This window comes from Ensifer adhaerens (assembly GCF_002007205.1).
GTDB classification, from domain to species: Bacteria; Pseudomonadota; Alphaproteobacteria; order Rhizobiales; family Rhizobiaceae; genus Ensifer; species Ensifer adhaerens_D.
The window spans coordinates 219,557-246,255 of the sequence record NZ_LAZS01000009.1; the positions used below are offsets into that span (position 1 = coordinate 219,557).

General features: G+C 63.9%; 23 protein-coding genes and 2 pseudogenes. 8 read left to right on the forward strand and 17 right to left on the reverse strand.

Annotation, left to right across the window (positions count from 1 at the left end):
- Window positions 1-10: 10 nt before the first annotated feature.
- Entirely contained in the window at window positions 11-2,311 is a 2,301-nt protein-coding gene (locus XB14_RS21720; protein WP_077963889.1) for an Orn/Lys/Arg decarboxylase N-terminal domain-containing protein, read from the reverse strand.
- A 55-nt stretch (window positions 2,312-2,366) separates the two neighbouring features.
- Entirely contained in the window at window positions 2,367-3,749 is a 1,383-nt protein-coding gene (locus XB14_RS21725) for an APC family permease (RefSeq protein ID WP_077963891.1), read from the reverse strand.
- A 291-nt stretch (window positions 3,750-4,040) separates the two neighbouring features.
- Between XB14_RS21725 and XB14_RS21730 the strand changes: the two genes are divergently transcribed.
- Both XB14_RS21730 and XB14_RS21735 read left to right on the forward strand, forming a co-directional pair.
- A complete protein-coding gene (locus XB14_RS21730; RefSeq protein ID WP_077963893.1) occupies window positions 4,041-5,099 on the forward strand; it encodes a P1 family peptidase in 1,059 nt (352 codons plus the stop codon).
- A gap of 72 nt (window positions 5,100-5,171) precedes the next feature.
- Entirely contained in the window at window positions 5,172-6,038 is an 867-nt protein-coding gene (locus XB14_RS21735; protein WP_077963895.1) for a D-amino-acid transaminase, read from the forward strand.
- Here the strand turns inward: XB14_RS21735 and XB14_RS21740 are convergent.
- The 4 genes from XB14_RS21740 to XB14_RS21755 form a co-directional block, all read right to left on the reverse strand.
- Window positions 6,035-6,895 carry a sigma-70 family RNA polymerase sigma factor gene (locus XB14_RS21740; RefSeq protein ID WP_234804105.1) on the reverse strand — a complete coding sequence of 287 codons (861 nt, stop codon included), beginning with the start codon at window positions 6,893-6,895 and terminating at the stop codon, window positions 6,035-6,037. The genes XB14_RS21735 and XB14_RS21740 overlap by 4 nt on opposite strands.
- Window positions 6,892-7,362, reverse strand: a complete 471-nt coding sequence (locus XB14_RS21745) for a carboxymuconolactone decarboxylase family protein (RefSeq protein ID WP_077963899.1) — start codon at window positions 7,360-7,362, stop codon at window positions 6,892-6,894. Before XB14_RS21745 ends, XB14_RS21740 begins: the two co-directional genes overlap by 4 nt.
- A 76-nt stretch (window positions 7,363-7,438) precedes the next feature.
- On the reverse strand, window positions 7,439-8,398 hold the full coding sequence (locus tag XB14_RS21750; RefSeq protein ID WP_077964056.1) for a LysR family transcriptional regulator: 960 nt from the start codon (window positions 8,396-8,398) through the stop codon (window positions 7,439-7,441).
- Between the two features lie 88 nt (window positions 8,399-8,486).
- Window positions 8,487-10,007 (reverse strand): serine hydrolase domain-containing protein, encoded by a 1,521-nt coding sequence (locus tag XB14_RS21755; RefSeq protein ID WP_077963901.1) that lies wholly within the window; start codon window positions 10,005-10,007, stop codon window positions 8,487-8,489.
- Window positions 10,008-10,251: 244 nt separating this feature from the next.
- Between XB14_RS21755 and XB14_RS21760 the strand changes: the two genes are divergently transcribed.
- Window positions 10,252-11,292 carry a dipeptidase gene (locus XB14_RS21760; RefSeq protein WP_077963903.1) on the forward strand — a complete coding sequence of 347 codons (1,041 nt, stop codon included), beginning with the start codon at window positions 10,252-10,254 and terminating at the stop codon, window positions 11,290-11,292.
- Between the two features lie 58 nt (window positions 11,293-11,350).
- Here XB14_RS21760 and XB14_RS21765 read toward each other — a convergent pair whose 3' ends face one another.
- Window positions 11,351-12,220: a LysR substrate-binding domain-containing protein gene (locus XB14_RS21765; protein ID WP_077963905.1), complete on the reverse strand. Its 870-nt coding sequence runs from the start codon at window positions 12,218-12,220 to the stop codon at window positions 11,351-11,353.
- A gap of 178 nt (window positions 12,221-12,398) precedes the next feature.
- Between XB14_RS21765 and XB14_RS21770 the strand changes: the two genes are divergently transcribed.
- Window positions 12,399-13,370, forward strand: a complete 972-nt coding sequence (locus tag XB14_RS21770; protein ID WP_077963906.1) for a quinone oxidoreductase family protein — start codon at window positions 12,399-12,401, stop codon at window positions 13,368-13,370.
- A 37-nt stretch (window positions 13,371-13,407) separates the two neighbouring features.
- On the opposite strand, the gene XB14_RS21775 is transcribed toward XB14_RS21770, so the two are convergent.
- The 9 genes and pseudogenes from XB14_RS21775 to XB14_RS21820 form a co-directional block, all read right to left on the reverse strand.
- Entirely contained in the window at window positions 13,408-14,475 is a 1,068-nt protein-coding gene (locus tag XB14_RS21775; RefSeq protein WP_077963908.1) for an ABC transporter ATP-binding protein, read from the reverse strand.
- A 17-nt stretch (window positions 14,476-14,492) separates the two neighbouring features.
- Window positions 14,493-15,314 carry a carbohydrate ABC transporter permease gene (locus tag XB14_RS21780; RefSeq protein ID WP_077963910.1) on the reverse strand — a complete coding sequence of 274 codons (822 nt, stop codon included), beginning with the start codon at window positions 15,312-15,314 and terminating at the stop codon, window positions 14,493-14,495.
- Window positions 15,311-16,198: a carbohydrate ABC transporter permease gene (locus XB14_RS21785; RefSeq protein ID WP_077963912.1), complete on the reverse strand. Its 888-nt coding sequence runs from the start codon at window positions 16,196-16,198 to the stop codon at window positions 15,311-15,313. Before XB14_RS21785 ends, XB14_RS21780 begins: the two co-directional genes overlap by 4 nt.
- 234 nt (window positions 16,199-16,432) lie before the next feature.
- Window positions 16,433-17,767 (reverse strand): extracellular solute-binding protein, encoded by a 1,335-nt coding sequence (locus tag XB14_RS21790; RefSeq protein WP_077963914.1) that lies wholly within the window; start codon window positions 17,765-17,767, stop codon window positions 16,433-16,435.
- A pseudogene (locus XB14_RS33955) lies at window positions 17,764-19,256 on the reverse strand (putative N-acetylmannosamine-6-phosphate 2-epimerase). Before XB14_RS33955 ends, XB14_RS21790 begins: the two are co-directional and overlap by 4 nt.
- Window positions 19,257-19,394: 138 nt before the next feature.
- Window positions 19,395-20,141, reverse strand: a complete 747-nt coding sequence (locus XB14_RS21805) for a GntR family transcriptional regulator (protein ID WP_077964060.1) — start codon at window positions 20,139-20,141, stop codon at window positions 19,395-19,397.
- A gap of 171 nt (window positions 20,142-20,312) precedes the next feature.
- Window positions 20,313-21,008 carry a helix-turn-helix domain-containing protein gene (locus tag XB14_RS21810; protein ID WP_210190037.1) on the reverse strand — a complete coding sequence of 232 codons (696 nt, stop codon included), beginning with the start codon at window positions 21,006-21,008 and terminating at the stop codon, window positions 20,313-20,315.
- Between the two features lie 163 nt (window positions 21,009-21,171).
- Window positions 21,172-21,420, reverse strand: a complete 249-nt coding sequence (locus tag XB14_RS21815) for a DUF2798 domain-containing protein (RefSeq protein ID WP_077963918.1) — start codon at window positions 21,418-21,420, stop codon at window positions 21,172-21,174.
- A 70-nt stretch (window positions 21,421-21,490) separates the two neighbouring features.
- Window positions 21,491-22,360 carry an NmrA/HSCARG family protein gene (locus XB14_RS21820; RefSeq protein ID WP_077963920.1) on the reverse strand — a complete coding sequence of 290 codons (870 nt, stop codon included), beginning with the start codon at window positions 22,358-22,360 and terminating at the stop codon, window positions 21,491-21,493.
- 112 nt (window positions 22,361-22,472) lie between these two features.
- On the opposite strand from XB14_RS21820, the gene XB14_RS21825 reads away from it, so the two are divergent.
- From XB14_RS21825 to XB14_RS21835, 3 genes and pseudogenes are all read left to right on the forward strand, one after another.
- The gene (locus XB14_RS21825) at window positions 22,473-23,366 is read left to right on the forward strand and encodes a LysR family transcriptional regulator (RefSeq protein ID WP_077963924.1); all 894 of its coding nucleotides are present in this window, start codon (window positions 22,473-22,475) and stop codon (window positions 23,364-23,366) included.
- Between the two features lie 35 nt (window positions 23,367-23,401).
- Window positions 23,402-23,542 (forward strand): annotated as a pseudogene (locus XB14_RS33960) (IS5/IS1182 family transposase); the annotation flags it as partial.
- Between the two features lie 51 nt (window positions 23,543-23,593).
- Complete coding sequence (locus XB14_RS21835; RefSeq protein ID WP_077963926.1) at window positions 23,594-23,908, forward strand: EthD family reductase; 315 nt, start codon at window positions 23,594-23,596, stop codon at window positions 23,906-23,908.
- A gap of 228 nt (window positions 23,909-24,136) precedes the next feature.
- Here XB14_RS21835 and XB14_RS21840 read toward each other — a convergent pair whose 3' ends face one another.
- Window positions 24,137-25,000 (reverse strand): DMT family transporter, encoded by an 864-nt coding sequence (locus tag XB14_RS21840; protein WP_077963928.1) that lies wholly within the window; start codon window positions 24,998-25,000, stop codon window positions 24,137-24,139.
- A gap of 100 nt (window positions 25,001-25,100) precedes the next feature.
- On the opposite strand from XB14_RS21840, the gene XB14_RS21845 reads away from it, so the two are divergent.
- Window positions 25,101-26,516, forward strand: coding sequence for a PLP-dependent aminotransferase family protein (locus tag XB14_RS21845; RefSeq protein WP_077963930.1), 1,416 nt, complete (start codon window positions 25,101-25,103; stop codon window positions 26,514-26,516).
- The last annotated feature ends 183 nt before the right edge of the window (window positions 26,517-26,699 follow it).

The following is a 26,699-nucleotide window of genomic DNA, read 5'->3' on the forward strand; positions in this document are numbered from 1 at the left end:
TGAAGCCGGTTCAACGGGTCAAGACATAGACGCGGTAGCGGCCGTCCTCGACCTCCACCCCGTGCGTGTCGTGGGTGAAGCCGGGGAACCTCAGGTCATAGGCTTCAAGCGCCTTCAGATAGCCGAGCACCGGGCCGTCGGCAGGGCCCGCGTTTTCGCCCGGCATCAGTAGCGGAATGCCCGGCGGATAGGGCACGACGCCGGTTGCGACCGTGCGGCCGGTCAGCTCGTCGAGCGTCACCTGTTCCACCTCGCCACGCACCAGCCGCTCATAGGCGCGCACCGGGCTCAGGTCCGGATGCGGCAGCACCGAGAAGCCGGCGGCCATGGAGGCGGTGGTCTTCAGCTGGTCCATCGCCGAGAACATTGTGTCGGCGAGATCCTTGAGACCCATGCCGGCGTAACGTTCCGGGTGGTCTTCGACGAGCGACGGGATCGCCACTTCGAGCGTGAGGTTGGCGTCGTAGTCGCGCTTGAAGTCGCAAAGCGCGCTGACAAGCGAGCCCCATTTGCCCTTGGTGATGCCGAGCGAGAAGAGGAACAGGATGGTGAAGTCGGTCGTCTTCTCGACAACGATGCCGCGGGCATCGAGATAGGCGGTGACGAGGCTTGCGGGAATGCCGACCGGCATCAGCCCGCCGCCCGGTGCAACACCCGGCGTGACGATCGAGACCTTGATAGGGTCCAGCATGCAATAGCCGTCCTCGATCTCGCTGAAGCCGTGCCAGGCTGCACCCGGCTTCAATACCCAGCAGGACGGGTCGGTTGTGAGCGCTTCCGGCGAAGCCTCATGGAAGGCGCTGGTGCGGCCGGTCTTCGGATCGCTCACGGTGTCCGGCTGCCAGCAATCGAAGAACCAGTCGCCGCGTTCGGCAGCATCGTTGGCAAGCCGCGACATCATCAGGCGGAAGGCCACGGCTTCCTCGATCGACTCGTTGGTGAGCGCCGCCCCGCCCGGCCCGTCCATCATCGCCGCCGAGACGTCGTTCGAGGCGATGATCGCGTAGTTCGGCGAGGTCGAGGCGTGCATCATGAACGTCTCGTTGAAGATGCCGTGCGGGATCGGTTTGCGGCCGTCGCGCACATGGATGAACGACGCCTGCGAAAGGGCGGCCAGCAGCTTGTGCGTCGACTGGGTGGCAAAGACGGTGGGCTTGTCGGCCGTATGCGCCTTCGGGTCGCCATGCATGGCGTGCCGGTCGCGATAGATCGGGTTGAAGCGGGCGTAGCCGTACCAGGCCTCGTCGAAATGCAGGCGATCGACGCTGGCGCCGAGCAGTTCTTCCACGCGGGTGACGTTGTAGCACAGGCCGTCATAGGTCGAGTTGGTGATGATGGCGTGCTTGGGTTCCCGGTCCTTTAGGTCAGCGGCGAGCGGATTGTCATCGATCGCCTTGCGGATGGCGACGGCTGTCAGTCGTTCCGGCGGGATCGGCCCGATGATGCCGTAGTGGTTTCGGGTCGGCACCAGATAGGTCGGCACGGCGCCCGACATGGTCATCGCGTGTTCGGCCGACTTGTGGCAATTGCGGTCGCAAAGCGCGATCTGGTCGCGGCTGACGCTCGCCATCAGGATGACGCGGTTGGAGGTCGAGGAGCCGTTGGTGACGTGATAGCTGCGGTGCGAGCCGAAGACGCGGGCGGCATATTTCTCGCTGGCGCCGATCGGCCCGGAGTGGTCGAGCAGCGATCCGAGTTCGCCGACCGAGATCGACAGGTCCGAGCGCAGCAGCGGTTCGCCGAAGAACTCGAAGAAGGCGCGGCCGGGCGGCGATTTCAGGAAGCCGGTGCCGCCGGTATGCCCCGGCGTGTGCCAGGAATATTCATGCACCTGCGAGAACTGGGCGAGCGCCTTGAACATCGGCGGCAGCACGGTTGCGCGATAACGCTCGATCGCCGCCTGGATGCGCCCGCCGACGAAATCCATCGTGTCTTCGAGCATCCAGACGAAGTCGTCGACCTTCGCCATGATGTCGGCCGGAACGGTCGAGGCGACACTGCGGTCGGCAAGCAGGAGGAGCGGAACGGTGCCGTTGCGCTTGCGCAACGCCTCGACGACGCCGATCGATTGCTCGTGGCCTTCGGGCCCGAGGTCCCAGTCGACCAGCACGCATTGGAGAGCGGGGTCGGACCTGATCACGGCAATGCCGTCATCGGCGCTTTCTGCCGTGACCACTTCGATCTGGCGGCGCTCGAGCTCTGCGATCAGCGACCGCACGGCGCGGCCGGCAGCACTTTCCTCGCTGATCTCGTCGTCGAGAACGAGTGCTTTCATGCCGAGACGGCGGTGACCCCTGTTCAACGTGCTCATATCCAATCCTCTCTCTAGTTCGGTGCTAGGTGCAGGTGGGGGTATTGTTTTGACGTCAGCCTTTGGATGGCTCCTTCCTCTCGACTGACAGGTAGACGGGTAGTGCGACGAGCAGCAGGAGCAGGCACCAGAGGCCTGCCTGAGGTCCGCTGTCGTAGACCGTCCAAAGCGAAAAGATGAAGGCGACCAGCGCATAGGGCTTGTAGGGACCGAGGCGGATGCCGGCCCATTCCTCGTCCCGCGGGCGCAAGAGCGTCAGGAAAAGCGCGCCCTCGACCAGGCTGCAGAAGACGTAAGGCACCATGGCCGCCGTGGTCGAAAGGTCGACGGCGAAGCGATAGACGGCCATCAGTCCGGAGACGCCTGATGTCTGGAGGATGAGCAGCGCCGAAGCGAAGAGCATCGACACGACGATGCCCCATCGCGGCACGCCGCGGCTGGAAAGCCGGCCGAAGACCGGAGGGAACAGTCCGTCGCGGGCCGCGGCCATCGGCACCTGCGCCATCAGCAGCGTCCAGCCGTTGAGCGCGCCGATCGACGAAAGCACGACGGCTGCTGCGACGAGTTTGCTTCCCCACCAGCCCCACATCATGAAGGCCGCATCGGAGAAGGGCGCGGCGGAACGCGCAAGCGTCTCGCGCGGGACCGTGCCCATCACGACAAGCGTGCCGAGAATGAAGACCAGTCCGCAGCAGAGCGTGCCGAGGATCGTCGCCCGCGGGATCGTGCGTTTCGGATCGTCGACATCGCCGGCCGGCACGGTTGCCGATTCTATGCCGAGGAAGGCGAACATCGTCAGCGGCGCGGTCGCGGAGATCAGGCCGAGGATGGAAAGGCCGCTCGGGTTGACCGGTGTCAGGTTCTGCGGCTCGATCCAGAAGAGGCCGAGGAGGGCAATGGCGATGAAGGGCACGAGCTTCAGGCCGACGGTCACGATCTGGAAACGGCCGGCGCTTTTCACGCCGAACATGTTGATGGCGGCAACCAGCCACATGGCGGCGAGCGAAACCGCCGTGAAGCCGCCCGGCAAATGCTGGAGTTGCGGGAAGAACACCCCGAGATAACCGGTGAAGGCCATGGCGATCGCCGGAAGAGAGGCCCAGATCGAAATCCAGTAGGCCCAGGCGACCAGAAAGCCGGCGAAGTTCCCGAAGGCCATGCGGCTATAGGCATAGGGGCCACCGGTGGCGGGCCTGACGGTGGCGAGCCTCGCAAAGACGAGACCGAGGCACATGGCCGCGACCGCCATGCCGATCCAGCCGACGAGGGCGGCGGCACCATAGGGCGCGAGTGCTGCGGGCGAGAGGTAGAAGCCGGAGCCGATGATGTTGCCAACGACGAGGGCGGAGCAGGCCCAGATGCCGAGGCTCGGCCGTACCGTCGCTTCGGAGGTGGTCTGCGCAGTCCTGCCTGAGGTTGCATCAAGCGGCTTCGTCATGGATTGGGTTGCTCCCTTGCCAAAGACGAGGCGAACTTATGAACTGTTTCTTATGGTTGCAACTGCTTTATTTCACTCGACTATCAGTCGTCGCAGGGCCGCCGTATCCTCATACGGAGAACCCGGTTTCGGCTCATAGGCCGACGATCGACCGCGACGGCCGGCGTTGCAGGCTTCTCATGAAACTATTCCATTTTTGCGATGCCGTTTTGCCGCCGATGAAGGTAGGGTCGCCTGCGACGAAATGACTGCTTCGCGACCGGGCCGATGGGCAGGGGAAACGACGAAAAAATGACAAATATCAAGCACTTGCGACTTCGGGAACTTGGTTTTCAACCGGGCGTCTACGAGACTGGACCGCTCAACGCGATCACCGATGTCATCGGCGTCGCCGTCGGCCACGCCACCGTTGTCGAGGCGGACCGCATCCGCACCGGCGCGACCGCGATCCTGCCGCACGAGGGCAACCTGTTTCAGGACAAGGTGCCCGCCGGGTTCGCCGTGCTCAACGGCTTCGGCAAGTTCGCCGGCTCTACCCAGGTCGAGGAACTCGGCGAGCTGGAAACGCCCATCGTTCTCACCAATACGCTGGCGACCGGACGCGCCATAGAGGCGATCAATCGCTGGACGCTGGCGCAGCCCGGAAACGAGAAGGTGGTGTCGCTGAACGCGGTCGTCGGCGAGACCAACGATTCCCGCCTCAACGACATCCGCGCCGGTCGCCCGACGATCGATGAGATCGGCGCCGCCCTTGCCGCTGCGAAGACCGGCGCCGTAGAAGAGGGGGCTGTCGGTGCCGGAACCGGCACCGTCACCTTCGGCCTGAAGGGAGGCGTCGGCACGAGCTCGCGCCTTGTGAAGGCGGCAGGTGAGATCTTCACGCTCGGCGTGCTCGTTCAATCCAACTATGGCGGCCGGCTCACCGTCTGCGGCCGCGCCTATGAAGCGCCCGCGGCCCACGATCGCGACGGCTCGATCGTCATCGTGGTTGCAACCGACGCGCCGCTCTCGGCCCGCAATCTCAAGCGTCTTGCCGCGCGCGCCTTCGGCGGTCTAGCCTGCACGGGGGCGGCGCTCAGCAACGGTTCCGGCGACTATGCGCTTGCCTTCTCGTCGGCGCCTGCCGTCCGCCGCACCAAGGCACGCCGGGCTGCGATCACCGATTACCCCGACCTGCCGAACGACCTGATGTCGCCGCTGTTCGAAGCAGCGATCGAGGCGAGCGAGGAGGCGATCCTCAATTCTCTGACCATGGCGTGCACGACGCAGGGCTTCAACGCCGTGAACGGCAAGCCGAGCACGGTCGAGGCGATCTCGCTCGAACGGCTTCGCGCTCTCGGAAAACACTGACTTTGCGCCCACCGATCGCGACCGGTGTGGCGATCCATCATCTCACGCCAAACCAACACGCACGGAGTCCGCATGACCCAGTCGCCCATCCGCACCGTCTATCTCAACGGCGAGTTTCTGCCGGAGAACGAGGCCCGCCTCTCGATCTTCGATCGCGGCTTCCTCTTCGGCGACGGTATCTATGAGGTCACGGCCGTGCTCGACGGCAAGCTGATCGACAGCGCATCGCATATGGCGCGGCTGGAACGCTCGGCGCGTGAAATCGATGTGCCGCTGCCGGTGTCGACCGATGAGATCGTCGCCATCGAGAAGCGGCTGGTGGAAGAGAACGGCCTTGTCGAAGGCATGGTTTATCTGCAGCTCACCCGCGGCGCCGAGGATCGCAACTTTCTGTTTTCGGAGCATATCAAGCCCACGCTGGTGCTCTTCACCCAGGCCAAAACACTGGTGAACGTGGCCGCCGCCACAAAGGGGCTTTCGGTCAAGACCGTGCCCGATCAGCGCTGGGAGCGCCGCGACATCAAGAGCGTGTGCCTGCTGCCGCAGGTGATCGCCAAACGCATCGCCAAGGCCGAGGGCTGCGATGAGGCCTGGATGATCGAGGACGGGTTCGTGACCGAAGGCGCGTCCTCCACCGCCTATATCGTCACTAAGGACAATCGCATCGTCACGCGCGGCAACAGCCATAAGACGCTGCCCGGCTGCACGCGGCTTGCCGCGCTCGCACTGGCGCGCGAGCACGGGCTGACGCTCGAAGAACGCCCTTTCACCCTTGACGAGGCGCTGAGCGCCCGCGAAGCCTGCCTCACCAGCGCCTCGAATTTCGTCGCGCCGATCACCCGCATCGACGGCAAGCCCGTTGGAAGCGGCGAACCGGGACCGATCGTCAAGCGTCTGCGCGAACTCTATCTGGAGCACGCGCGGCTGACGGCGATCTAGTGCAGGTGCTTAAGCTTGTCGGGATTTCGAACGATGTAAATTGCCGTAATGCTGTCCCCCTGGATATCCAAAGCCGTCGTCGAGAATTCGCCGTCGGCCTCTTTTGTGATGAACCCAGGTAGTCCGCAAATGAACGCGAGACGAACAAGTCGCGATTCATTTACTCCGAACAGCCTCGCGAGTTCGGCCTGAAGCTTCATGACCGCTTCGTGTCCCACGATGGGCGCTGCTGCTGCAGGGCGCTTACCACCACCGTCTGCATGTACGCTCACGTCGGCGGCGAGCATTTCCCGGAGCGCCGTTAAATCGCCGCTGCGGGAAGCGGTATAGAATGCCTGCGCGATCTCAAGGCCGCGCTGCTTCTCAATCTGAAATCGCGGCCTCGCCTTGCGGACATGATTACGGGCGCGTGCCGCGAGTTGTCGGCAGGCTACGATGTCTCGTTCGAGAGTTTGTGCAATCTCATCGAAAGCGAGGCCGAAGACATCATGCAGCAAAAACGCTGCGCGTTCGAGCGGCGTGAGCCGTTCAAGAGCCAACATAAGCGGGAGTGTGACGTCTTCCTCTTCGTTATCGCCAACGATCGGGTCAGGAAGCCAGGGGCCGAGGTAAGTCTCGCGCTGGCGGCGTGCGGATCTAAGCTGGTCCAGGCAGAGCCGTGTGACTGTTCGGCGCATAAAGGCTTCGGGCTCGCGAATGTCGCTGCGATCGATGCTAATCCAGCGAGCAAACGCTTCCTGCACGATGTCCTGCGCATCATGAACTGAGCCGAGCATGCGATATGCAACGCGGACGAGTTTGGGATGCAGCAGCTTGAATGTCGCTGCCGCATCCGAAACATTTTCATTCGAGCTCAAGCTGCGGAGGCCGCCTGGGCCTTCAGTGCGGCCGGATCGGCCCATCCGCCGAAGCCGACGGCGATACGGTTCCAGCCGTTGATGACGATGATCGTCATCGTGAGGACCACCTGCTCCTCGTCCGAGAAGTACTTCTTTAACCCCTCATAGGCTTCTACGTGGGCATGGGTCTCGGAGAGCCGAGTGAGCGCTTCCGTCCAACCGAACGCGGCACGTTCCCTTTCGCTGTAGCAGGGCGCATCACGCCAGGCAGCAACAAGGTTGATGCGTTGTTCGGTTTCACCGTTCTCGCGAGCTATGTACGAATGGATGTTGATGCAGTTGGCGCAGCCATTGATCTGTGACGCGCGGATTTTGATGAGTTCCGCAAGGTTGGGATCAGCCTTGGCGATGAGGCTGACTGAGCTGCCGTACCACTCTTTCATCAGGGCAGGGGCGGCAGCAAGGGGGTCGAGTCTAACGGTCATTGCGCGTTCCTTTTTTGGTTTTCGCAATGTCATGACGATTGAGCCGCGCCGAAAGTGACATCCGGCCAGAAGAAACTCACCGATACTTAGGTTTGGGATCGTTCGCAGTTCGTCCTTGCGAGTCTGGGCTGTCCGCTTCGGCAATTGCCTCCAGGCTCTGCCAGACGCGGCCGACGATCGGACGGCGATTATCCTTGGCGCGATAGAGCCGGATCTCGACGCTGACGTCCCAGCGCGGGTCGGCGGCCCTGACCAGCGCGCCCTTTGCCAATTCGTCCGTCATCAGGCTCTCGGGAACCCAGGCGATGCCCCAGCCGGCCTCCGCCATGGCTTTCAGCCCGACCGACATGCTGCCTTCGTGCACCCTTTGCGCCGCGGGCAGGTCGCGCCCGATCAATTCATCCAGAAGCTGGCCGAAGAAGGACGATTTTTCGTAGCTCAGATGCGGGAACGGTTTCGTCCCGCCTTCCAGCCGGTGCAGGGGCTCGCCCGTTTCACTCGTCGCCGAAACGGGAACGATGCGTTCGTGGCCGAGCACCCGATGTTCGAAGGCCTGCGGGTCGAGCAGGTGCGGGACCTGGGTGTGGGCGTAGGTGAGCAGGAAATCGCATTCGCCGTCGACGAGCGAATTGAGATTTTCCTCCATGCTGCCGGAGTCCGGGCGAAGCCGGGAGAACAGCGGCCCGATCCGAGCGTTGACGCGGCTCATCCACTCCGGAAAAAAGGTAAAGGAAAGCGTGTGCAGCGCCGTCAGCTTGATGGTGCGGGCATCGGAGCCTTCCTCCTGCTGCAGGTTGCGCCGTGCCTGATAGAGCTGCTTCAGCGTTTCCTGCGCCACCGGCACGAATTTCGCGCCCGCCTCTGTCAGGCGCGAGGGATAGGTCGCCCGATCGACGAGCGTTGCCCCGAGCCAGGCCTCCAACTGCCGGATGCGGCGGCTGAAGGCGGATTGCGTCACATGCCGCTCGTCTGCCGCCTTGGAAAAGTTCAGCGTGCTGGCGAGCGCCAGGAAGTCCTCAAGCCATTTGATTTCCACGGGCATGCACTCCAGAAGTCCGGTCCGCTCAGCCATCTGCCGGGGAACGGGCTTCTTTGCGGCAGCGCCCGCGCGTCATCAAGAAAAATCAGGCGCCGCGCCGATATTCGATCATGCGGGCGCGGCTCGTGACCAGTTCGAGGTGATCGGGCCCGAGGCGATGCAGGCAGACGCGCTTGACCCAGGGGCCGTCGTTCAGGGTGAAGAGGAAGCGACCGTTGCCGAGTGCCGTCAGCCTCACGACCTGGCGGGTGGGGCCGATGCCCATCAGGACCGCACCGTTCTCGATGGTGAACTCCGCGCCTTCGTCAGAGCGCCAGACACCGGACAGTGACGCCGGCACCGACCCGTCCGTTGCGGCCGGAAGGAAACGCCGTGCGGCATGGCCGACCTCGCCGACAAGGGCGGCGCCTTCGCGACGAAGCCGGAGGGGGGAAGAGGCTGACCGCGACGAGGCCCAGCCGTCACTGTCGTCATAGAGCGTCTCGTCGGCGTCGAGATAGGTGCAGGTGCTGCCCATGACCTCGATCCACCAGGGACCGCTCTCCGTCACGTAGAGACCGTCGCCGAGGTCGGCTGCTGGAACAGGCAACGGAAGTCCGGTGAGCGACGCCATGCTTTCGAGGGCGATCTTGTAGCCGTTGGTGTCCTCCCGGTTGGAGACGACAACGAAGCCGGCGCGGGTTTCGGGGTCGAGCAGGAAGTACGTCTTGTAGCCCGGGTGCGAGCCGCCATGACCGACGAATTCGTGTCCGCCGAGAAAGGAGTTGCGCAGGCCGAGGCCGTAGCCGGTCGGTCGCCCGTCGGCAAGAAACCGGGTCGCCTGCAGTTTCTGCAGAAGGCCGGCGAAGCGGCCTTCGCCACCGACGAGGGCCTGCAGCCAGGCGGCGAGCGCCCGGGCGCTGCCGGTGAGGTTGCCCGAGGCGGAAATGTGCAGCCCGGCGGCCGAGAGCTGCCAGCTTTCGCCCGAGTGCCAATAGCCGGGGACCAGGTCCTTGACCGCATCGTTCCAGACGTCCGGCGCCTTCAGTGCGATGCTGAGCGCGCCTGCGATCTCGCTCTGCACGAAATTGTCGAAGCGGAAACCCTTGCGCTCCAGCGCCGCTTCGACGAGGCGATAACCGGTGTTCGAATAGGAGACCTCGGTGCCGGCATCAAAGTTCAGTCGTTCCAGGCGTGAGAGGTATTCGAGCAGCGGTCCGGCCTTGGTTTCCGTGTAGACGGAAAGGCCGAGCAGCGACAGGCATTCGCGCGTGTCCGGCAGGCCGCCGCTCATGTCGAGCGCCTGTCCCACCGTTACTTCGGCAAGCGGTGAGCGCAGTTCCGGAAGGTGTCGGCCGAGCGGATCGTCGAGGCTGATGATATCCGAATGCGCGAGCACCATCGCCGAGAAGACGTGTTTGGTGAGAGACGCATAACGCACGACGCTGTCGACCGTGAACGGCGCGAACGTTGCGAGGCTCTCGACGCCGCCCGCATGCGAGAAGCGCAATCCGGAGGCATCGAAACCGATGACGGCACCGCCCGGTTCGTCCGCCGCCCATGCTGCGGTCAGCCGCTTTGCTGTTGCTTCGGCGGCGTGCCAATTAAGCGTTGCCGGCTTCGTCATATGCATTCTCCGTCCCGTTCGCGGAGCGACCCCGCGCATTCTCTGACTAAGCACGACAGCCGGGCCTGCCGCCAATTCCGATTCCGGCAGGGTCTATGCACGGTTTGCATTTGCCCGGCCCGCCCGCGCCGGGTTAGGGCAGCGGGGGGAAAAGGGGTGCGGTTCCGGTCCCCAGTGTCTATGGTCCGCCGGCGACTATCGATGAGTCGCGCGCAAGACAACAGGTTGAGAAAGCGATCCAGAATTGGCGACGCAAGTGAAAATCCCGGTCTTTGATGGACATAACGACGTGCTGTCGCGGCTCTGGCGTTCGCCAGGAGGTGCCGCCGAGCGCCGCTTCCTCGATGGCGTCGATACCGGGCATATCGATCTGGACAAAGCAGAGGCAGGTGCCCTTGCCGGCGGCCTCTGCGCGGTCTACGTGGCCTCGCCGGGGCTTGCCAAGGATGGCAGCGGCGAGTTCGCGACGCCTGATCAGCAAAGCGCGCTCGAAGCGACGCTCGGCATGGCGAGCCTGTTGATGCGGATCGAGCGGCAGGCGCAAGGGCGCCTGAAGATCTGCCGCAGTGCGGCCGATATCCGTGATGCCATGGCGAGCGGCGCCTTTGCTTCGGTGTTGCACATCGAAGGTATCGAGGCTGTCGGCGCCGATCTCGATGCGCTCTACGTGCTCCATGCCGCCGGCCTGCGCACGCTCGGTCCCGTCTGGAGCCGGCCGAACATCTTCGCCTATGGCGTTCCCTTCCGCTTTCCCTCCTCGCCCGATATCGGGCCGGGCCTCAGCGAGGCCGGCAAGGATCTGGTGCGCGCCTGCAACGAGCTGAAGATCATGCTCGATCTCTCGCACATGAACGAGCAGGGTTTTTGGGATATCGCCGCGCTGTCAAAGGCGCCGCTCGTCGCCTCCCATTCCAACGTTCATGCGCTTTGCCCGCACAGCCGCAACCTCACGGATCGCCAGCTCGACGCGATCAAGGACACCGGCGGCCTCGCCGGCATCAATTTCGGCGTCCTGTTTTTGCGCTCGGACGGCGTCAAGAACCCGGATACGCCGCTGACGCTGCTTGCCGACCACATCGACTATATCGTCAATCGTGTCGGCATCGAGCATGTCGCGCTCGGCTCGGACTTCGACGGCACGACGATCCCGGCGGCGATGCGCAGTGCGGCCGATTTGCCGCTGCTCGTCGACCTTCTGCGCACGCGCGGCTATGACGACGCGGCACTTGCCAAAATCTGCCACGGCAACTGGATCCGCGTATTGGAGACGACCTGGGGCGAATGAGCCCGAGGACGTTCCGGTCGAGGCCGGCGCGTTTCGCGCGCCCCTGATCCGGCCCCCGTTATGTTCTTGAAGCGACCGGCAGGGCTTCGAGCAGCACACCGATCGCCGCATCGACGGCGGCCGATCGCCGATCCCTAGCGAAAAGCCCGTACTGGACGGCAAGCGGCTTCGGAACGCCTGACGAAGCCGGCAGCGCCCGCATCGTGCCGGCGCGCGTCGCTTCCGGCGGAAGCAGGCCGATGCCGAGCCCGTTCTCGATCGCGGCCTGAAGCGCCGTGATGCTCTGGCTGGTAAAGGCGATCCGGTGATCCCGGCCCTCATCCGCCAGCGTCTCGATCATACGCCGGCGCCAGAGGCAGGGTGCAGCGAAGGCGACGAGGTCGACCGGCCGCGTCTCGTCGAACGCATAGTCCGTCGCGCAGACCCATTGCAGTTCGACGTTCCAGGTGGTGAGGGCGTCGGCCGTCACGACAGAGGTCGGCACGACCATGATGTCAAGGTCGCCTTCGGGCCAGGTCTTTCCGAGCGTCACGCACTGCTCGACCACCACGTCGAGCCGGATCCCGGAATAGCCGCGCCGCAGCCGCCCGAGCGCCTCGGGCAGCGTGGTCGTCGCCACTTCCTCGGCAAGCCCGACCCGCACGCCGCCGCTGAGATCGGCTTGGCGCAGCCGCACCGCCGCTTCGTCGCCAAGCGCCAGCATGCGGGTTGCGTATCCCAGGAACAATTCGCCTTCAGGTGTCGGAACGACACCGCGACCGGTGCGGTTGAAGAGTTGGCGCCCGAGCAGATCTTCGAGCCGCCGCATCTGCATGCTCAGTGCCGATTGTGTGCGGCCGGTCTGGGTGGCGACGCGGTTCAAGCTGCCTTGCCGGCAGACCGCGACGAAGCTGCGCAAAAGGTCGATGCCGATCTGATCTGATATCATGAAAATTGAACTCTGTTGTCTGTCAGCGATATCAATCTACAACGGGAACTCGCGGGTGGCTATCTATCAAATGTGACAGCGAGGAAGGCTCGAAACGACATGGCAGCGTCGGGCAGATCGGCATCGACCGTCGGCTAGAGGCTGCCAGCGCCAGCCAACCCAACTAGAGGAAAAATCCATGAAAGTAATCCGCGTGCATCAGCACGGCGGGCCGGATGTGCTCGCCTATGAAGATGTCGAACTCGGCGCACCCGGCCCCGGCGAGGTCCGGGTGCGCAACGGGGCAATCGGTGTCAATTTCGTCGACGTTTATCTCCGCCGTGGCTCCTATCCGCCGCCGCAACTGCCGTTCATTCCCGGCAAGGAGGGAGCGGGCGAGGTGATTTCCGTCGGGCCTGGCGTCGAGGGCTTCGAGCCCGGTGACCGCGTCGCCTATGCGGAGGCGCTCGGCGCCTATGCGGACGAACACAATGTGCCGGCGCATTTCCTGGTGCATCTGCCCGATGGTATCGATTTCGAGACGGGTGCGGCGATGATGCTGAAGGGCCTGACGGCGCAATATCTGCTGCGCCGCACCTTCCGGGTCGAAGCCGGGCACACCATCCTCGTCCATGCGGCGGCGGGCGGTGTCGGCCTGATCCTGACGCAATGGGCCAAGCATCTCGGGGCAACCGTCATCGGCACCGTCGGCTCGCCCGAGAAGGCGGAACTGGCACGGGCCCATGGCGCCGACCACGTGATCGACTACAGCTTAGAGGATTTCGCTGCCCGTGTTCGCGAAATCACCAAAGGCGAGGGGGTCGATGTCGTCTATGACGGCATCGGCAAGGCGACCTTCGAGGGCTCGCTCGACAGCCTGCGCCCCTTCGGCCACTTCGTCAGCTTCGGTGCCGCCTCCGGATCGATCCCGCCATTCGACATCACGACGCTGGCACTCAAGGGATCGCTCTATGCCACCTGGCCGTTGTTGCCGGCGCATCTGGCGCGGCGCGAGGACGTGATCGCGATGAGCAAGGATCTCTTCGACGTCGTGGGAACGGGCGCGGTGAAGATCCCCGTGCACGCACGCCTGCCGCTTTCGGAGGCGGCCGAGGCCCATCGCCGGCTCGAGGGACGGCAGACGACAGGCGCCATGGTGCTTTTGCCTTAATGCCGTCCACGCGGTCCTTGCCTATTCGGGCTGTACCCTAGTGATGGGCGCCGATTGCGGCGCCCGCACCATCGAACAGTGAAGACCGGCTCTCGTCGATGCGGATCCCGACGGCCTCGCCGACGCGGAACGGCGTGTCGGCCGGCGCGCTGACATTGATGAGGCCGAGCCGGCCGGCACGAACGAAGACGCTCATATTGCCGCCGAGATATTCGCTCGCCTCGACGACGCCGCGGCAATGTCCGCTTTCCGGCGCAACCAGCGCCAGGTGTTCGGGCCTTGCCCCCAGTTGCTCGGGCGCGGCCATCCCCGGCATGGCAAGCGTCAGGTTGCCTTCGCCGCTGAGGTCGAGGCGGTCGTCCTGGTCGCGTCGGCAGGGCAAAAGGTTCATCTTCGGGCTGCCGATGAACTGCGCGACGAACAGGTTCGCCGGCTTTTCATACAGCTCTCTCGGGCGACCCTGCTGCATGATCCGCCCGTCCTTCATCACCACGATCCTGTCGGCGAGCGTCATCGCCTCCACCTGGTCGTGGGTCACATAGATCATGGTGGCGCCAAGCGTGCGATGCAGCTTGGCGATCTCGAGCCGCATGTCGACGCGCAGCGCCGCATCGAGGTTCGAAAGCGGCTCGTCGAAGAGAAAGCCGACCGGCTCGCGCACGATCGCCCGCCCGATGGCGACGCGCTGGCGCTGACCGCCCGAGAGTTCCTTCGGGTAACGGTCCAAAAGTGGCGTGAGCTTCAGCGTTTCTGCCGCTGCCTCGATCTTCGTTTTGGCGGTTGCCGCCGGTACCTTGGCGAGCCTGAGGCCAAAGCCCATGTTTTGCCGCACGGTCATATGCGGATAGAGCGCATAGGATTGGAAAACCATGGCCAGCTGACGATCGACCGGCGAAGCGGACGTCACATCTCGTCCATCGATCAGAATCTGGCCGGCGGTCGTCGCCTCGAGGCCGGCGATCATGCGCAACAGCGTTGACTTGCCGCAGCCGGAAGGCCCGACGATGACGACAAATTCGCCGTCGGCAATCTCGAGGTCGAGCTCCCGGATGATCTCCACCGCGCCGTAGCGCTTGCCGGCTTTCTTGAGCGAAATCGTACCCATGCATGTCTCCTGGAGTATCAACCCTTGACCGCACCGGCGGTCATCGATCCGCTGATCTGGCGGTACATGACGAGGCCGAGCAGCATTGGCGGCAGGGCGCCGACGATCATCACGGCGGAGGCGACGCCCCACTGCACGCCGCCGCCGCTTGCGGCAAAGAAGAACGATGCCCCGACCGTGACCGGAACCGCCTTTGAGGTCGTCAGCATCAGGCCGAAGAGGAATTCGTTCCACGCGGTGATGAAGCCGAAGATCAGGCTGGTGACGATTGCTGGTCGGCAGAGCGGCGTCACGACCTTGATGAGGATCTGCGTGCGGTTCGCACCATCCATAAGGGCAGCCTCGTCCAGTTCCGCGGGCAGGTCGCGGATGGCATTGACGAGAATGACGAGTGCTAGCGGCAGATTGACGATCGTCAGGATCAGCCCCAGGCCGAGGCGCGTGTCGAGCAGCGCCAGCCATTGGAACATCATGTAGAGCGGGATGGCGAAGATGATCAGCGGCACGGCGCGCAGGTTGACGATGAAGGGCAGAAGCGTGCGTTCGCCGATCCGGCCGCGGGCGATTGCGTAGGCCGCGGGAAGCGCTAGCGCCACTGCAAGCACCGTGCCCATCAGCGCGACAGTGAGGCTGTTGAACAGATAGAGGAAGATGTTCAGCCGGTCGGAGACCTCGAAGACGGCGCGGTAGTTCTCGAATGTCGGGGCCTGGACCCAGAGACCGGGATTGCCGGAAAGTTCGCGCGCACTTTTGAACGAGGTGGAAAGCGTCACCAGCACCGGGAAATTCAAGGCGATGGCGGCAACAGCGAAAACGAACCAACGGAGTGCAGTGATCATCGCTTGGCTCCTTTCCGCCGGCTGGCGAGAGCATTGAGGCTATAGAGCACGGCGAAGGAGGCCACGAACAGGACAACCGAGGCGGCTACCGCCTTGCCGATGGCGCCCTGCTTGAAAAAAGCCTCGTAGATGTAGATCGACAGCGACGCCGTCGATCCGCCCGGGCCGCTGCCGGTCAGCACATAGACGTTGTCGAAGACCCGGAAGCCGTCGATGAAGCGGATGAGCAGGGCGGCGGCAATCGTCGGGCCCATCATCGGCAGCTCGATGAACCACAGGCGCTGCAGGCTTCGTGCCCCATCCATCGCGGATGCTTCGGCAATCTCGGAGGGGATCGCCTGATAGGCCATATAGAAAAGCAGCAGCGTGAAAGGTGTCCATTGCAGCGTTTCGACGACGACCAGGGTCCAGAAGGCCGAGCCGGGGCCGAGGAACGAGACGCTGGCGCCGAAATAGGTCCAGAGATAGTAGGGCACAGGGCCGACGAATTCGTGCAGGACAAGGCGGTACATGAGCCCGACCAGCGCCGGCGCAACCATCAGCGGCAGCATCAGGATCGCCATCAGCCAGCTCCGCCTTTCGATCAGCGGCGACAGGAAAATCGCGAGAAAAAGGCCGAGCAGACATTCGAGAATAGCGGTCAGCACGCCGAAACGCAGGGAAAACCAGCTCGCCTGCCAGAACGCCGCATCGCTCCAGACCGAGAGGAAGTTCGCGAGCCCCGTGAACTTCGGTTGGCGGAGGGTCTCGAAGGAAACCTCGGAGACCGAATAGACCAGATTGACGAGCGCCGGGAACCCCAGGAACACGAGCAGGAAGAGAACGAGCGGCGTGGCGAGCAGCCGGAACTCGGGGGCATTGGATTGCGGTCTGGCTATCGTCATGGCACCGATCTGTGTCTGTTGTCCGGACGGGCGAAGGGAGGCCAAGGGTACTTCCTCGGCTCTCATTCCCGTGCCTTGCAGGAATGCATCCAGCCCAGATTGCTGGCATGAAAGCGACCCATCCACACCACGGAGCACCTGGATCCCATGTGGAGCACAGGGATGAAGGCGGAGAAGTATCCGCGCCTGTGGTGGAGGGTTGCGGCCTCCCGAGAGACGCCGCAACCCCGTCCCTTACTTCAGCAGGTCCGCCATGCCCTTTTCGGTGTTGGCGAGGGCATCGTCGATCGACTGCTGGTCGGACCAGTAGCCGGTGAACTCCTTGGCCTGCAGTTCGTAGACGGACAGTGCCTTGGCCGAGGTGGCCCCGTTCATGACGTAACCGTACTTGCCGGCGAATTCGCCGAGCTTGACTAGGTCAGGCCGAGCAACTGCGACCTCGGTAACCACCTCCGGCGTCAGGGCCGGTGCGCCGCTGTTCTTGGCGTAGGTCAGCGCGGCTTCCTTGGAAGACAGCCACTTCAGGAACTTGGCCGCACCTTCCTTGTTTTCGGCGTTCTTGTTGAGGCCGAAACCGAGGCCGTGGATATGGGTGAAGCGTCCTTCCGGGCCGGCGGGCGGGGCGACGGTTTCGGTCACTTCGGCAACAGCAGGCGATTTCTCCTTGCTGGTCAGATCACCAGCGGCCGCGTTCCATTGCAGCATGGCGGCCACCTGGCCGGAGGCAAAGGCGGCATTCGCCTCGGCAAACTCGTAGGACAGCGAGTCCTTCGGCGTTGCGCCATTGTCATAAAGCAGCTTGTAGATCTCGAGGCCCTTGCGATAGGCATCGGAATTCACGGTGATCTTGCCGCTGTCGTCCATCCAGTTCGCACCATAGGCGCGCGGCACCGACTGCCAGACCATGATGTTGAACAGCAGGTTCTTGAGCTGCAGCACCGTGCCGTAGCGCGTCGGGCTGTCCGGGTTGACCGCCTGGGTGAAATAGAGCGCGGTAGCAGCGTAGTCGTCCCAGGTCCATTCGTCCGGGGTCTTCGGCTCCAGTTTCTTGCCGAGGTATTTTTCCGAGATCTCGGCATATTTCGCCTTGCCGGCGTCATCCTTCAGCAGGGCCTCGATGAGGTCCTTGCGGAAGTACATGAAGTGCAGCGAGAGATCGGTCGGCACGCCATATTGCTTGCCCTGGTACTGCATGGTCGCCAGCACGGAGTCGCCATAGACCGCCTTGGCTTCGTCCGACAGTTCGACCGGCTCCATGAACGGCGCGTAGCGGCCGATCGAATAGGTGGCGAGCAGGTTGAGATCGAAGGCCTTCGAGCCGGCGGCGAGATCGGCCTGCAACTTGTCCCAGAAGCCGTCGCGGTTGAAGAACAGGAGTTCGACCTTGTCGTTCTCGGCAACGTCGGGCTTGGCGTTGTAGGCATCGGCAGCGGCACGCAGGGCCGTTTCTTCCGGTCCGCCCGGCCAGCCGAGCACTGTTACTTCCGCAAGGGCTGGCGTCGCCGCCAGCAACCCAGCAATGCCCGCTGCCGTAAGCAGCGCACGTCTTTTCGTGGTCGCAAATGTCATTTTTGGTTCTCCCTCAAGTCTTGTTGACGCTCTGCAAGATCAGCAATGCCGATCACCCCTGCATTCTCCCCAAGGGCGGCGGCATGTAGCGATGGCCGAAGTCGTGGCGGCGCGGTTTCCAGTGCGCGTTCGACGGCGACGAGATAACCTTCGGCCAGACCGATACTGCCGCCGATAACGATGCGCCTCGGGTCCAGCGTGAGCTGGACGTTGCGGCAGAGCAGAGCGGTTCGCTCTGCGGATGTTTCGATGATGCGCTTGGCCCAAGCGTGTCCATCGTGGGCGGCGGAAAAGACGTCGCGCGCCGTGGCGCCCGTTTGGTGGGGGGCCGCCTCCCTGGCGATCCAGTGGCCGGACACGCGATCTTCGAGCGTATCATCAGGCCAATCGGCGCTGCGCGATTGGCCGAAGTGTCCGGCAAGCCCTCCGAGCAGACGTCCATTCAGAACGATGCCACCGCCGATACCGGTGGAGATCGTCAGGAAAACCATGTCCTCGCGGTTGCCGGCGCCAAAGGCGTATTCGCCCCAGGCAGCCGCATGGGCGTCGTTTGCAGCCAGCACCGGCACGCCGGCCAGTCGCTCGATCGTCGCCGTCAGCGGAAACCGATCGGGTATGTCGAGTGTCTTGCGGTTGAGTGCCGACCAATGGCCGTCGTCGACGATGCCGGTCACCGCAGCGCCGACCGAACCGTAGGCGCCGCGCCAGGACGCGATCGCGCCGAAGAGCGCGGCGAGCCACTGCGCCGGATCGCCTTCACGCGGTGTCGGCATCCGCAGCGTGTCGATGATCTCTGCTCCGCGGACGAGGGCGGCCAGCATCTTCGTGCCGCCGACATCGATCGCAAGAACGGTCCGGGGCTCAGCCATGTTCAGGCCTCGCGTCCGGCAAGCGTTTGATCGAGGGCCTGCCTGAACCATGACGTCACATGCTCGGGCCGCGTGATCGCGGAACCGACGACGACGGTGAAGGCCCCGGCCTGAAGCGCCTGAGCGGCCTGTTCGGGCGTGCGCACACAGCCTTCGGCGACCACGTGGGGGGTCAGCCTGCGCATGGCGGCGATGAGCGCGAAGTCCGGCTCCGTCGGCTCGATCGGTCCGGTGTAACCGGCAAGGGTTGAGCCGACGATCTCAGCACCTTCCGCCAGGGCGCGCTCGGCGTCGGCGAAAACAGAGCAATCGGCCATGGCTATCTTGCCGGCGGCGTGGATGCGCTCGATCAGCGTCCCGGTCGCGACAGGCCTTTCGCGGGCCGTAGCATCATAGGCGATGATATCGGCGCCGGCTTTCGCCAGCGCCTCGACGTCCTCGATGAAGGGGGTGATGCGCACCGGCGAAGTCTTAAGGTCGCGCTTGACGAGGCCGATGATCGGACGATCGGTCGCCTGGCGTACGGCGCGAACATAGTCCGCGGATTCGATGCGAAGGGCCGTTGCGCCGCCGTCGAGTGCTGCCAGCGCGAAACCGACAACCATGGCGGAATTGTCCATGACGCCGCCCTTCACCGGTTGGCAGGAAACGATGAGGCCGTGCTTGAGGCTGTGGATGTCGAAGGTCACGCAGGCTCTCCCAATGGAGGCCTCACGGTAACAGTGTAAGACCAGATTGCAACAGGAATTATACTGGTATTATCGCATCAGTTCGATGACGAAGTCGTAGACGTCGCCCCGGTACTTGGTCTGGGTAAACTCGACGATCTGCCCGTCGGCGAGGAAACAGCGCCGTTCCATGACGAGCAGGCTCGTATCGTCGAGTGTTCCGAGCAGGCGGCGCTCCTCGTCGCTCGCAGGCTTTGCCTGCATGCGCTGCAGCGCCCGGACGGGCAACGCCCCGTGGGCTGCGAGATATTCGTACAAGGACGCGCCGATGGCGTCGGGATCCGGCACGAAGCGGGCGGGAAGCGATGCCGTTTCGATCGCGATCGGGGTGTCGTTGGCGGTTCTCAGACGCCGAAGGCGTACGATCCTTTCTCCCGCGGGAATGCCGAGCGCCATCATTTCGGCGGGTGAGGGGCGGCTGATTTCGCGCGAAATCCAGGTGCAGCCGGGCTCAAGTCCGCGAGAGCGCATATCCTCGGAGAAGCTGGTCATCGTCGCCAGCGACTTCTCGACGCGCGAGGAAACCACGGTCTTTGCCCCCTGGCGGCGGTCGAGCAGGCCGTCGGCGACGAGGCCTTCGATCGCCTTGCGCACGGTCACGCGCGAGATCGAAAGACCTTCGCTCAGGTCCCGTTCGCTGGGGATGACCGCGCCGCGGCGAAGGGTCGACACATTGATCGCCTGCTTGATCGCCTCTTCCAGGCGACGATAGAGCGGCTCACCGCTGTCGCCCGACATGGCACGTGCAAGAAAATCGAGAGTTGCCTGATCGCTCATGAGGATCACCTTTTTGAGATGATTCCTTATGCAAAATTTTTCGTCGGTTTTAAACTGGTATTATCGACGGGCGTTGCGCGACATCCCGATTTGTGTCCCGGCGCCACGTCTGGCGGCGAGCGCCGGGGTGCATGGCGCCTGGCTCCGCATGGGGCCGCCACCACTCTCCACTCAGTTTCCTTGTTCGCTTTCGATCTTGCCGGAAGCGCCCCGCCGGTTCTCGGCGCGGGTCACCGCAAGGCTGCCGGCAGGGCTTCCCGACGGGTCGCCGTCGCCGAAGACGTCCATGGTGCAGGTGTGCAGGATCGTGGTCGGCTCGCTGGTGTGGTTCCACATCGTATGGACGCGCAATGACGGGAAATGGGCGGAGTCGCCCGCTTCGAGAACCATCGGCTCGCCGTCCACTTCCAGCGTTAGCGCGCCCTTCAGAATGAAGAAGATTTCTTCGCCCTCATGCGACATCGGCTCGCTGCGATGGCCGGGCGGTTCGTGGATGATCGTGCTTCTGAGCACATTGCCGGGAAAGGAGGCGGAGAGCCGCTCATAGGAGACCGCGTTGAGGCTTTCTCCGCCGAGGCCATAGACCGGCCGGTGTTCGCGGCGGGTGAACGGCGTCGCCACCTTCGGCGGGTTGAGGAAGCTGCCGGCCTCGACCTTCAAGGTCCGGCAGACGGCGATCAGCGAGGTCAGTGACGGAACGGTGATGCCGCGCTCGATCTGCGAGATGAAGCCGACGGAAAAGCCTGCCTCGTCGGCGACCTCCTGAAGCGTCATTTTCAGCGTCTTGCGCCGCTGGCGCAGGCGATCGCCGAGCGACGGGGCCTCTGCCTCGCCGGTCGATGCGCCGCTGGCATGGTCCGTCGTCACTGTCTGTCCCCTCTCGTCTCTCCTCAAGCTAGGATGCACGCCGATTTCCTGTCAATCGTTTTTAGATATCCTAAAAATCTCGACGGCAGCGGGAGGCCGGAACGGTGAAGGGGCAGCGCTCGGCGGGTGACCGCCGAGAGTGAGTGGGTACCACGCTGCCGCCTCAGGAACTGCTGCGCGGTTGCTCCACCGTCGCCGCCACGATGCGGCGCACGACCGGAAGAACCACAAGCAGGCTCGGGAACGCGACCAGCCAGGAGAAGATCCAGGCCTTGAGCCACAAGGCCAACAGGCCGGGCTGAAGGCCGCTGCCGCTCGCGGTCGAGACGAAGGAGACGATGGCGGACATCAGGACAGAGAGGACCAATGGCATGACGATCGCCTGATACCGGTGTGGAAGTTTCTTTGGCATGGGGATGTACTCCGGGATTTTGAAGAAGAGGGAATTAGCCGTCCGCCGGCCGCGCCGACGGTCCTTGTCGCTAGGCTTGCGCCAGCTCGCGGATGAAACGCTCGAGGCTGCGGGGTTCGCGCTGAAGGGCTGCGCGTAGCGTCAGGCTGTTGCCGCCAAGCCCCACCTCCGCATAGTGCGCATGGACTTTCCCGAGCAGCTCGAGCTGATGATCGGTGAACGTTCCGCGCAACGGTTTTGCCCACTCATGAAAGCCGATGTCCGCAGCCAAGATCGGGCGCCCGAGCGCTTCGCTCATCATGCGGGCGATTTCCTCGCGGTCGTGCCGGCCCTCGGCTGAGAGTTCCAGCGTCGCATAGGCGAGCCGGTCCTCGGTGAGCGCGATCGCCGCAACCTCGGCGACATCGCGGTAGTCGACACGGGCGATGCGCGCCGTCGTCGGAAACGGTTCGGCGAAGGTGCCGGTTGCGAGCACGTTCGCCCAGGCGGAGCGAAGGTTCTGCATGAAGTTTGCCGGGTGCAGGATGGTGTATTCGAGCGGTGAAGAATAGAGCGCGTCCTCGACCGGGATCTTGGCCGCATGGTTCTTCAGTCGCGTGTGGGTCGGCTGGATGACCGAGGAGAAGACGAATTTCCTGACGCCGGCGCGCACGGCGGCTTCGACCATCGATACGCCCATCGCCGCCTCGTCCGGCGCAAAGGCGGGGCCTATATGAAAGACGCCCGCGGCACCCGCGAGCGCCCGGTCGAGGCTTCTGCGCTCGCGCAGATCGCCGAGTACGACCTCTGCAGCACCACGAGATCTTGCAACCGCGCCCTGCGTTTCGTCGCGGACGAGGGCGCGAACTCTTGCGCCCCGTCGCGCCAGTTCCGGGACGACGAGGCCGGCGAAGCGGCCGGTAGCGCCGACGACGAGGACCGTGTTGGAACGCTGCTTCATCTGATTTGCCTTTCATGCTGTCGATCAGTCATGACATCAAGCTAATGACGCACAAGAAGACGGACAATCAGCGCGGAATGTGATTTATTCTCTCGGAAAACGGGATTGTTTTATGAGCCGCATCGAAGATCTGGAGGCCTTTCTGGCAATCGTCGAGCACGGCAGCCTGACGGCTGCTGCCAAGCGGCTGGGAAGGCCGCTGCAGACCGTCAGCCGGTCGCTCGCCATGCTCGAAGCGGATGTCGGAGTAGAGCTGGTGCACCGTACGACCCGCCGCTCGATGCCGAGCGAGGCGGGCGAGAGCTTCTATCGGCGTATCAAGTCCGCGGTGGAGGAGATCCACGAGGCGCGCGAGGAGGCGGCGCAGCGGCGATCCGAACCGTCAGGGGTGTTGCGGCTCGGAGCGCCCAACCTGTTTGCGCCGCGGTTCCTGATGCCTGTTATTGCCGAGTACATGGCGAAATATCCAGGGGTCGAGGTCGATCTCGACCTCTCCGACGCCTTCGTCGATCTTGCGGCAAGTGGCCTCGATCTGGCCGTGCGGATCGGCGATCTCCAGGATTCCGGGCTGACCGGCAAGCGTCTGGGTGCGCTTCGCCGCGTCGTCTTCGGCGCGCCAGCCTATTTCGCCCGCTTCGGCCGGCCCTTGCACCCGCTGGACCTCGCTGAGCATCGTTGCGTCACGCGCACGGGCGATGAACGGCCCGGCGTCTGGATGTTCACCGTCGACGGCCGCGCCCGTGCGGTCAAGGTGAGCGGCGCGTTTCGCACCAACTCGATGAACGCGATCTATTCGGCGGTGGAAGAGGGGCTTGGCCTCGGCTTTTCGCCGCTCTGGCAGATCAAGCATCTGATCGACGCGGGCAAGGTCGGAACCGTCCTTGAAGACTTCGAGCCTGCTCCGGTGCCGATCCATGCGCTCTGGCTGGAGGGGCGGAGCCCATCTGCAAAGATCCGCCGCTTTCTCGATCTGCTCGGCGACCGGCTGAAGCTCGATCGCCTCTAGGTCGCGCACTCATAAACTGCTGGCGGTAGCTGTACCGTAACCTCGTCGAGCGCTTCTTCAGCAAACTCAAGCACTTCCGTGCCGTCGCCACCCGCATCGAAGAGCACAGCGAAAACTATCTTGCTCTCGTCAAACTCGCTTCAGCCAAAATCTGGATGCGCTTTGCGAGTCGGTGAGCTAGAAAGGCCCCTCGAACGCTCGGAGAGGCGTTCAGGCAGGGCCCGACCATGATCAAGATGAGTGTCTACTATCCGGCCGATGGCGGTTCGAAGTTCGATCACGACTACTACCGCACCCGCCATATGCCGCTGATCCAGGAACGGCTCGGCGATGCCTGCCTGCGCTACGAGATCGACAAGGGCCTTGCGGGTCGCGAACCTGGAAGCGCGCCGGAGTTCGTCGCGGCGTGCCACGTCTACTCGCCGAGTCTGGCGACATTCGAGGAGGCGTTGGGTCCCCACCGCGCAGAGATCGCCGCGGACGTCACCCGCTATACCGACATCGCCCCCATCGTGCAGATCAGCGAAGTCGTTGAAGGGTAGGGCCTTCGGCGTAGGCGTAGCGTTGAACTTTCCGGGATCGGCGTCGTGCTGGCCATCTGATCCACGGTGACGTAGCCGGTGCCGAACCGGTCGACGATCTGGAACGTGTAGTTACCGTCGAAGCGATAAACTACCTTGTTCTCGTCAAACTCCCTTCAGCCAAATCTGGATGCGCTTTATGAGTCGGTGACCTAGGCGCTTCGAGCTGTGGAGCACTGCGAAAGCCGCCTATTTCGCGAATTTCTTGGCGCCGGCAACGCAGAGCACGATCGCGCCGGTCGCGGCCAGCATGCTCCAGCTGACCGGCTCGCCGAGGAGCGTTGCCGCAAGCGCAAGGCCGAAGAAGGGCTGCAGCAACTGCAATTGTCCGACGCCGGCGACGCCACCGAGTGCGAGGCCGCGATACCAGAAGACGAAGCCGACGAGCATGCTGAAGAGCGAGACATAGGCAAGGCCCGCCCAGGCGCCGTTCGTGACGGTTGCGAAGGAGGCCGGCAGCGTGAAGAGCGTCAACGCCAGCATGATCGGCAAGGACAGGACCAGCGCCCAGCAGATCACCTGCCAGCCGCCAAGCTTGCGCGAAAGGCTGGCGCCTTCGGCATAGCCGAGGCCGCAGACAATGATGGCGCCGAGCATCAGGAGGTCGCCGACGGGCGATGCGGCAAAGCCCTGCACCAGCGCGAAGCCGACGACGGCAGCACTTCCGAGGGAGGAGAAGAGCCAGAAGGCCGGGCGCGGCCGCTCGCCGGCGCGAAGCACGCCGAAGATTGCGGTTGCCAGCGGAAGAAGGCCGACGAAGACGATCAGATGCGCCGAGGTGACATGTTGCAAGGCGAGCGCGGTTAGCAGCGGGAAACCGAGCACGACGCCGAAGGCGACGATTACCAGCGAAACGAGATCGGCCCGCGCGGGACGCGGCTGGCGGAAGACGATAAGCAGCAGCAGGCCGAGCAGGCCGGCGATCGCCGCGCGCGCGACCGTCAGAAACACCGGATCAAAGTCCATCACTGCGACGCGGGTCGCCGGCAGTGATCCGCTGAAGATCAGCACCCCGAGAAAACCGCTCACCCAACCGTCTGCGCTCTTGTCCATAGCATTCTCCTTTTCGCCTGTATCGGCCGGAAAGAGTGGTCTTGCCAGAGACAATGCGGTACAGTTGCACAAAACTGTATTGGATAGATGGGCAGTACGGATGACGATTCAGGGGATGGAGATCGGTGGCGAAACGCTGCTCGAAGGGGTGATGGCGACGATCCGGCAGCGGATTTCGGGGCGCGTCCTGACGCCCGGCGCCAAGCTTCCGTCGATCCGCGCCTTCGCCAAGACCATGCACGTTTCCAAGTCGACCGTCGTCGAAGCCTATGAGCGGCTGGTCGCCGAAGGGGTCATCCGCTCGAAGCCCGGCGCCGGTTTCTTCGTGTCGGCGCCGCTGGCACCCCTGTCTCTGGCCGAAATCGGACCGCGGCTCGACCGCGCCGTCGATCCGCTCTGGGTGTCGCGCCAGGCGCTGGAAACGGGCGACAGCGTGCTGAAGCCGGGTTGTGGCTGGCTGCCGCCGAGCTGGATGCCGGAGGCCGCCATTCGCCGCGCACTCAAATCATCCTCCCGGCTGGAGGCGAGCGGGCTGACGGATTATGGAACGCCGCTTGGCCATCGGCCGTTGCGCCAGCTTCTGGCGCGTCGTCTTGGCGAGCATGGCGTCGAGGCCTCGCCCGACCAGATCATCCTGACGGAATCCGGGACGCAGGCGATCGATCTGCTCTGCCGCTTCCTGATTGAGCCAGGCGATACGGTCGTGGTCGACGACCCCTGCTATTTCAATTTCCATGCTCTGCTGCGCGCCCATCGGGCAGAGGTCGTGAGCGTGCCCTATACGCCTTCGGGGCCCGATCTCGAGAAATTCGCTGAGGTTCTCGCAACCCACCGGCCGCGGCTCTACATCACCAATTCCGGGCTTCACAATCCGACAAGCGCCACGCTCTCGCCGGTCATTGCCCATCGTCTGCTCAAGCTTGCCGAACAGGCCGGCTTGACGGTCGTCGAGGACGATATCTTCGCGGATTTCGAGCATACGCCGGCGCCGCGGCTCGCTGCCTTCGACGGGCTTGACCGTGTCGTGCAGATCGGCAGCTTTTCGAAGACCCTCTCTGCCTCCATCCGCTGCGGTTTCATTGCCGCGCCGCGCGACTGGATCGAGGGGCTCATCGACCTGAAGGTCGCCACCACCTTCGGCGGACCGAGCCTTGCGGCCGAGCTGGTCTTTTCGATGCTCAAGGACGGCAGCTATCGCAAGCATATGGAGGCGCTGCGCCAGCGCCTGACGCGGGCGATGACAGACACAGCGGCGCGGCTCGGCGAGATCGGCATCACGCCATGGATCGAGCCCCAGGCCGGCATGTTCCTCTGGTGCCGCCTGCCCGCCGGTATCGATGCGGCCGCGGTGGCGCAGAAGGCGCTGCAGCAGGAGATCGTGCTGGCGCCCGGAAACGTCTTTTCCCATGCCGGCACGGCCAACGACTTCCTGCGCTTCAACGTTTCCCAATGCGATGACGAACGGCTTTTCAAGGTTCTGCCCACGATCATGCGCCAATGCGTCGTCGGGCGTTGAAGCTGAGCTGTTCGGTTGATTGCGCCACTGCACGTTTTGCAGGCAATCGCCGGCATCTGGTGGCGCTGGATCGGCGATCGCAGTCTTGCCGCCCTATTTTGCCGCGGAGTCGGGCAGGTTTTGCCTATTTTTTGTGCGAATCGCTGCTTCCTTGCGCTGTGGTATCGGTTCGGCAGCCCTCGC

Coding starts and splice junctions, on each gene's coding strand:
- XB14_RS21765 (WP_077963905.1), bottom strand. CDS start 12,220: ATGATATCAGATCAGATCGGCATCGACCTTTTGCGCAGCTTCGTCGCG.
- XB14_RS21745 (WP_077963899.1), bottom strand. CDS start 7,362: ATGACCGTTAGACTCGACCCCCTTGCTGCCGCCCCTGCCCTGATGAAA.
- XB14_RS21775 (WP_077963908.1), bottom strand. CDS start 14,475: ATGGGTACGATTTCGCTCAAGAAAGCCGGCAAGCGCTACGGCGCGGTG.
- XB14_RS21730 (WP_077963893.1), top strand. CDS start 4,041: ATGACAAATATCAAGCACTTGCGACTTCGGGAACTTGGTTTTCAACCG.
- XB14_RS21770 (WP_077963906.1), top strand. CDS start 12,399: ATGAAAGTAATCCGCGTGCATCAGCACGGCGGGCCGGATGTGCTCGCC.
- XB14_RS21820 (WP_077963920.1), bottom strand. CDS start 22,360: ATGAAGCAGCGTTCCAACACGGTCCTCGTCGTCGGCGCTACCGGCCGC.
- XB14_RS21845 (WP_077963930.1), top strand. CDS start 25,101: ATGACGATTCAGGGGATGGAGATCGGTGGCGAAACGCTGCTCGAAGGG.
- XB14_RS21780 (WP_077963910.1), bottom strand. CDS start 15,314: ATGATCACTGCACTCCGTTGGTTCGTTTTCGCTGTTGCCGCCATCGCC.
- XB14_RS21735 (WP_077963895.1), top strand. CDS start 5,172: ATGACCCAGTCGCCCATCCGCACCGTCTATCTCAACGGCGAGTTTCTG.
- XB14_RS21755 (WP_077963901.1), bottom strand. CDS start 10,007: ATGACGAAGCCGGCAACGCTTAATTGGCACGCCGCCGAAGCAACAGCA.
- XB14_RS21835 (WP_077963926.1), top strand. CDS start 23,594: ATGATCAAGATGAGTGTCTACTATCCGGCCGATGGCGGTTCGAAGTTC.
- XB14_RS21815 (WP_077963918.1), bottom strand. CDS start 21,420: ATGCCAAAGAAACTTCCACACCGGTATCAGGCGATCGTCATGCCATTG.
- XB14_RS21785 (WP_077963912.1), bottom strand. CDS start 16,198: ATGACGATAGCCAGACCGCAATCCAATGCCCCCGAGTTCCGGCTGCTC.
- XB14_RS21790 (WP_077963914.1), bottom strand. CDS start 17,767: ATGACATTTGCGACCACGAAAAGACGTGCGCTGCTTACGGCAGCGGGC.
- XB14_RS21805 (WP_077964060.1), bottom strand. CDS start 20,141: ATGAGCGATCAGGCAACTCTCGATTTTCTTGCACGTGCCATGTCGGGC.
- XB14_RS21720 (WP_077963889.1), bottom strand. CDS start 2,311: ATGAGCACGTTGAACAGGGGTCACCGCCGTCTCGGCATGAAAGCACTC.
- XB14_RS21725 (WP_077963891.1), bottom strand. CDS start 3,749: ATGACGAAGCCGCTTGATGCAACCTCAGGCAGGACTGCGCAGACCACC.
- XB14_RS21840 (WP_077963928.1), bottom strand. CDS start 25,000: ATGGACAAGAGCGCAGACGGTTGGGTGAGCGGTTTTCTCGGGGTGCTG.
- XB14_RS21825 (WP_077963924.1), top strand. CDS start 22,473: ATGAGCCGCATCGAAGATCTGGAGGCCTTTCTGGCAATCGTCGAGCAC.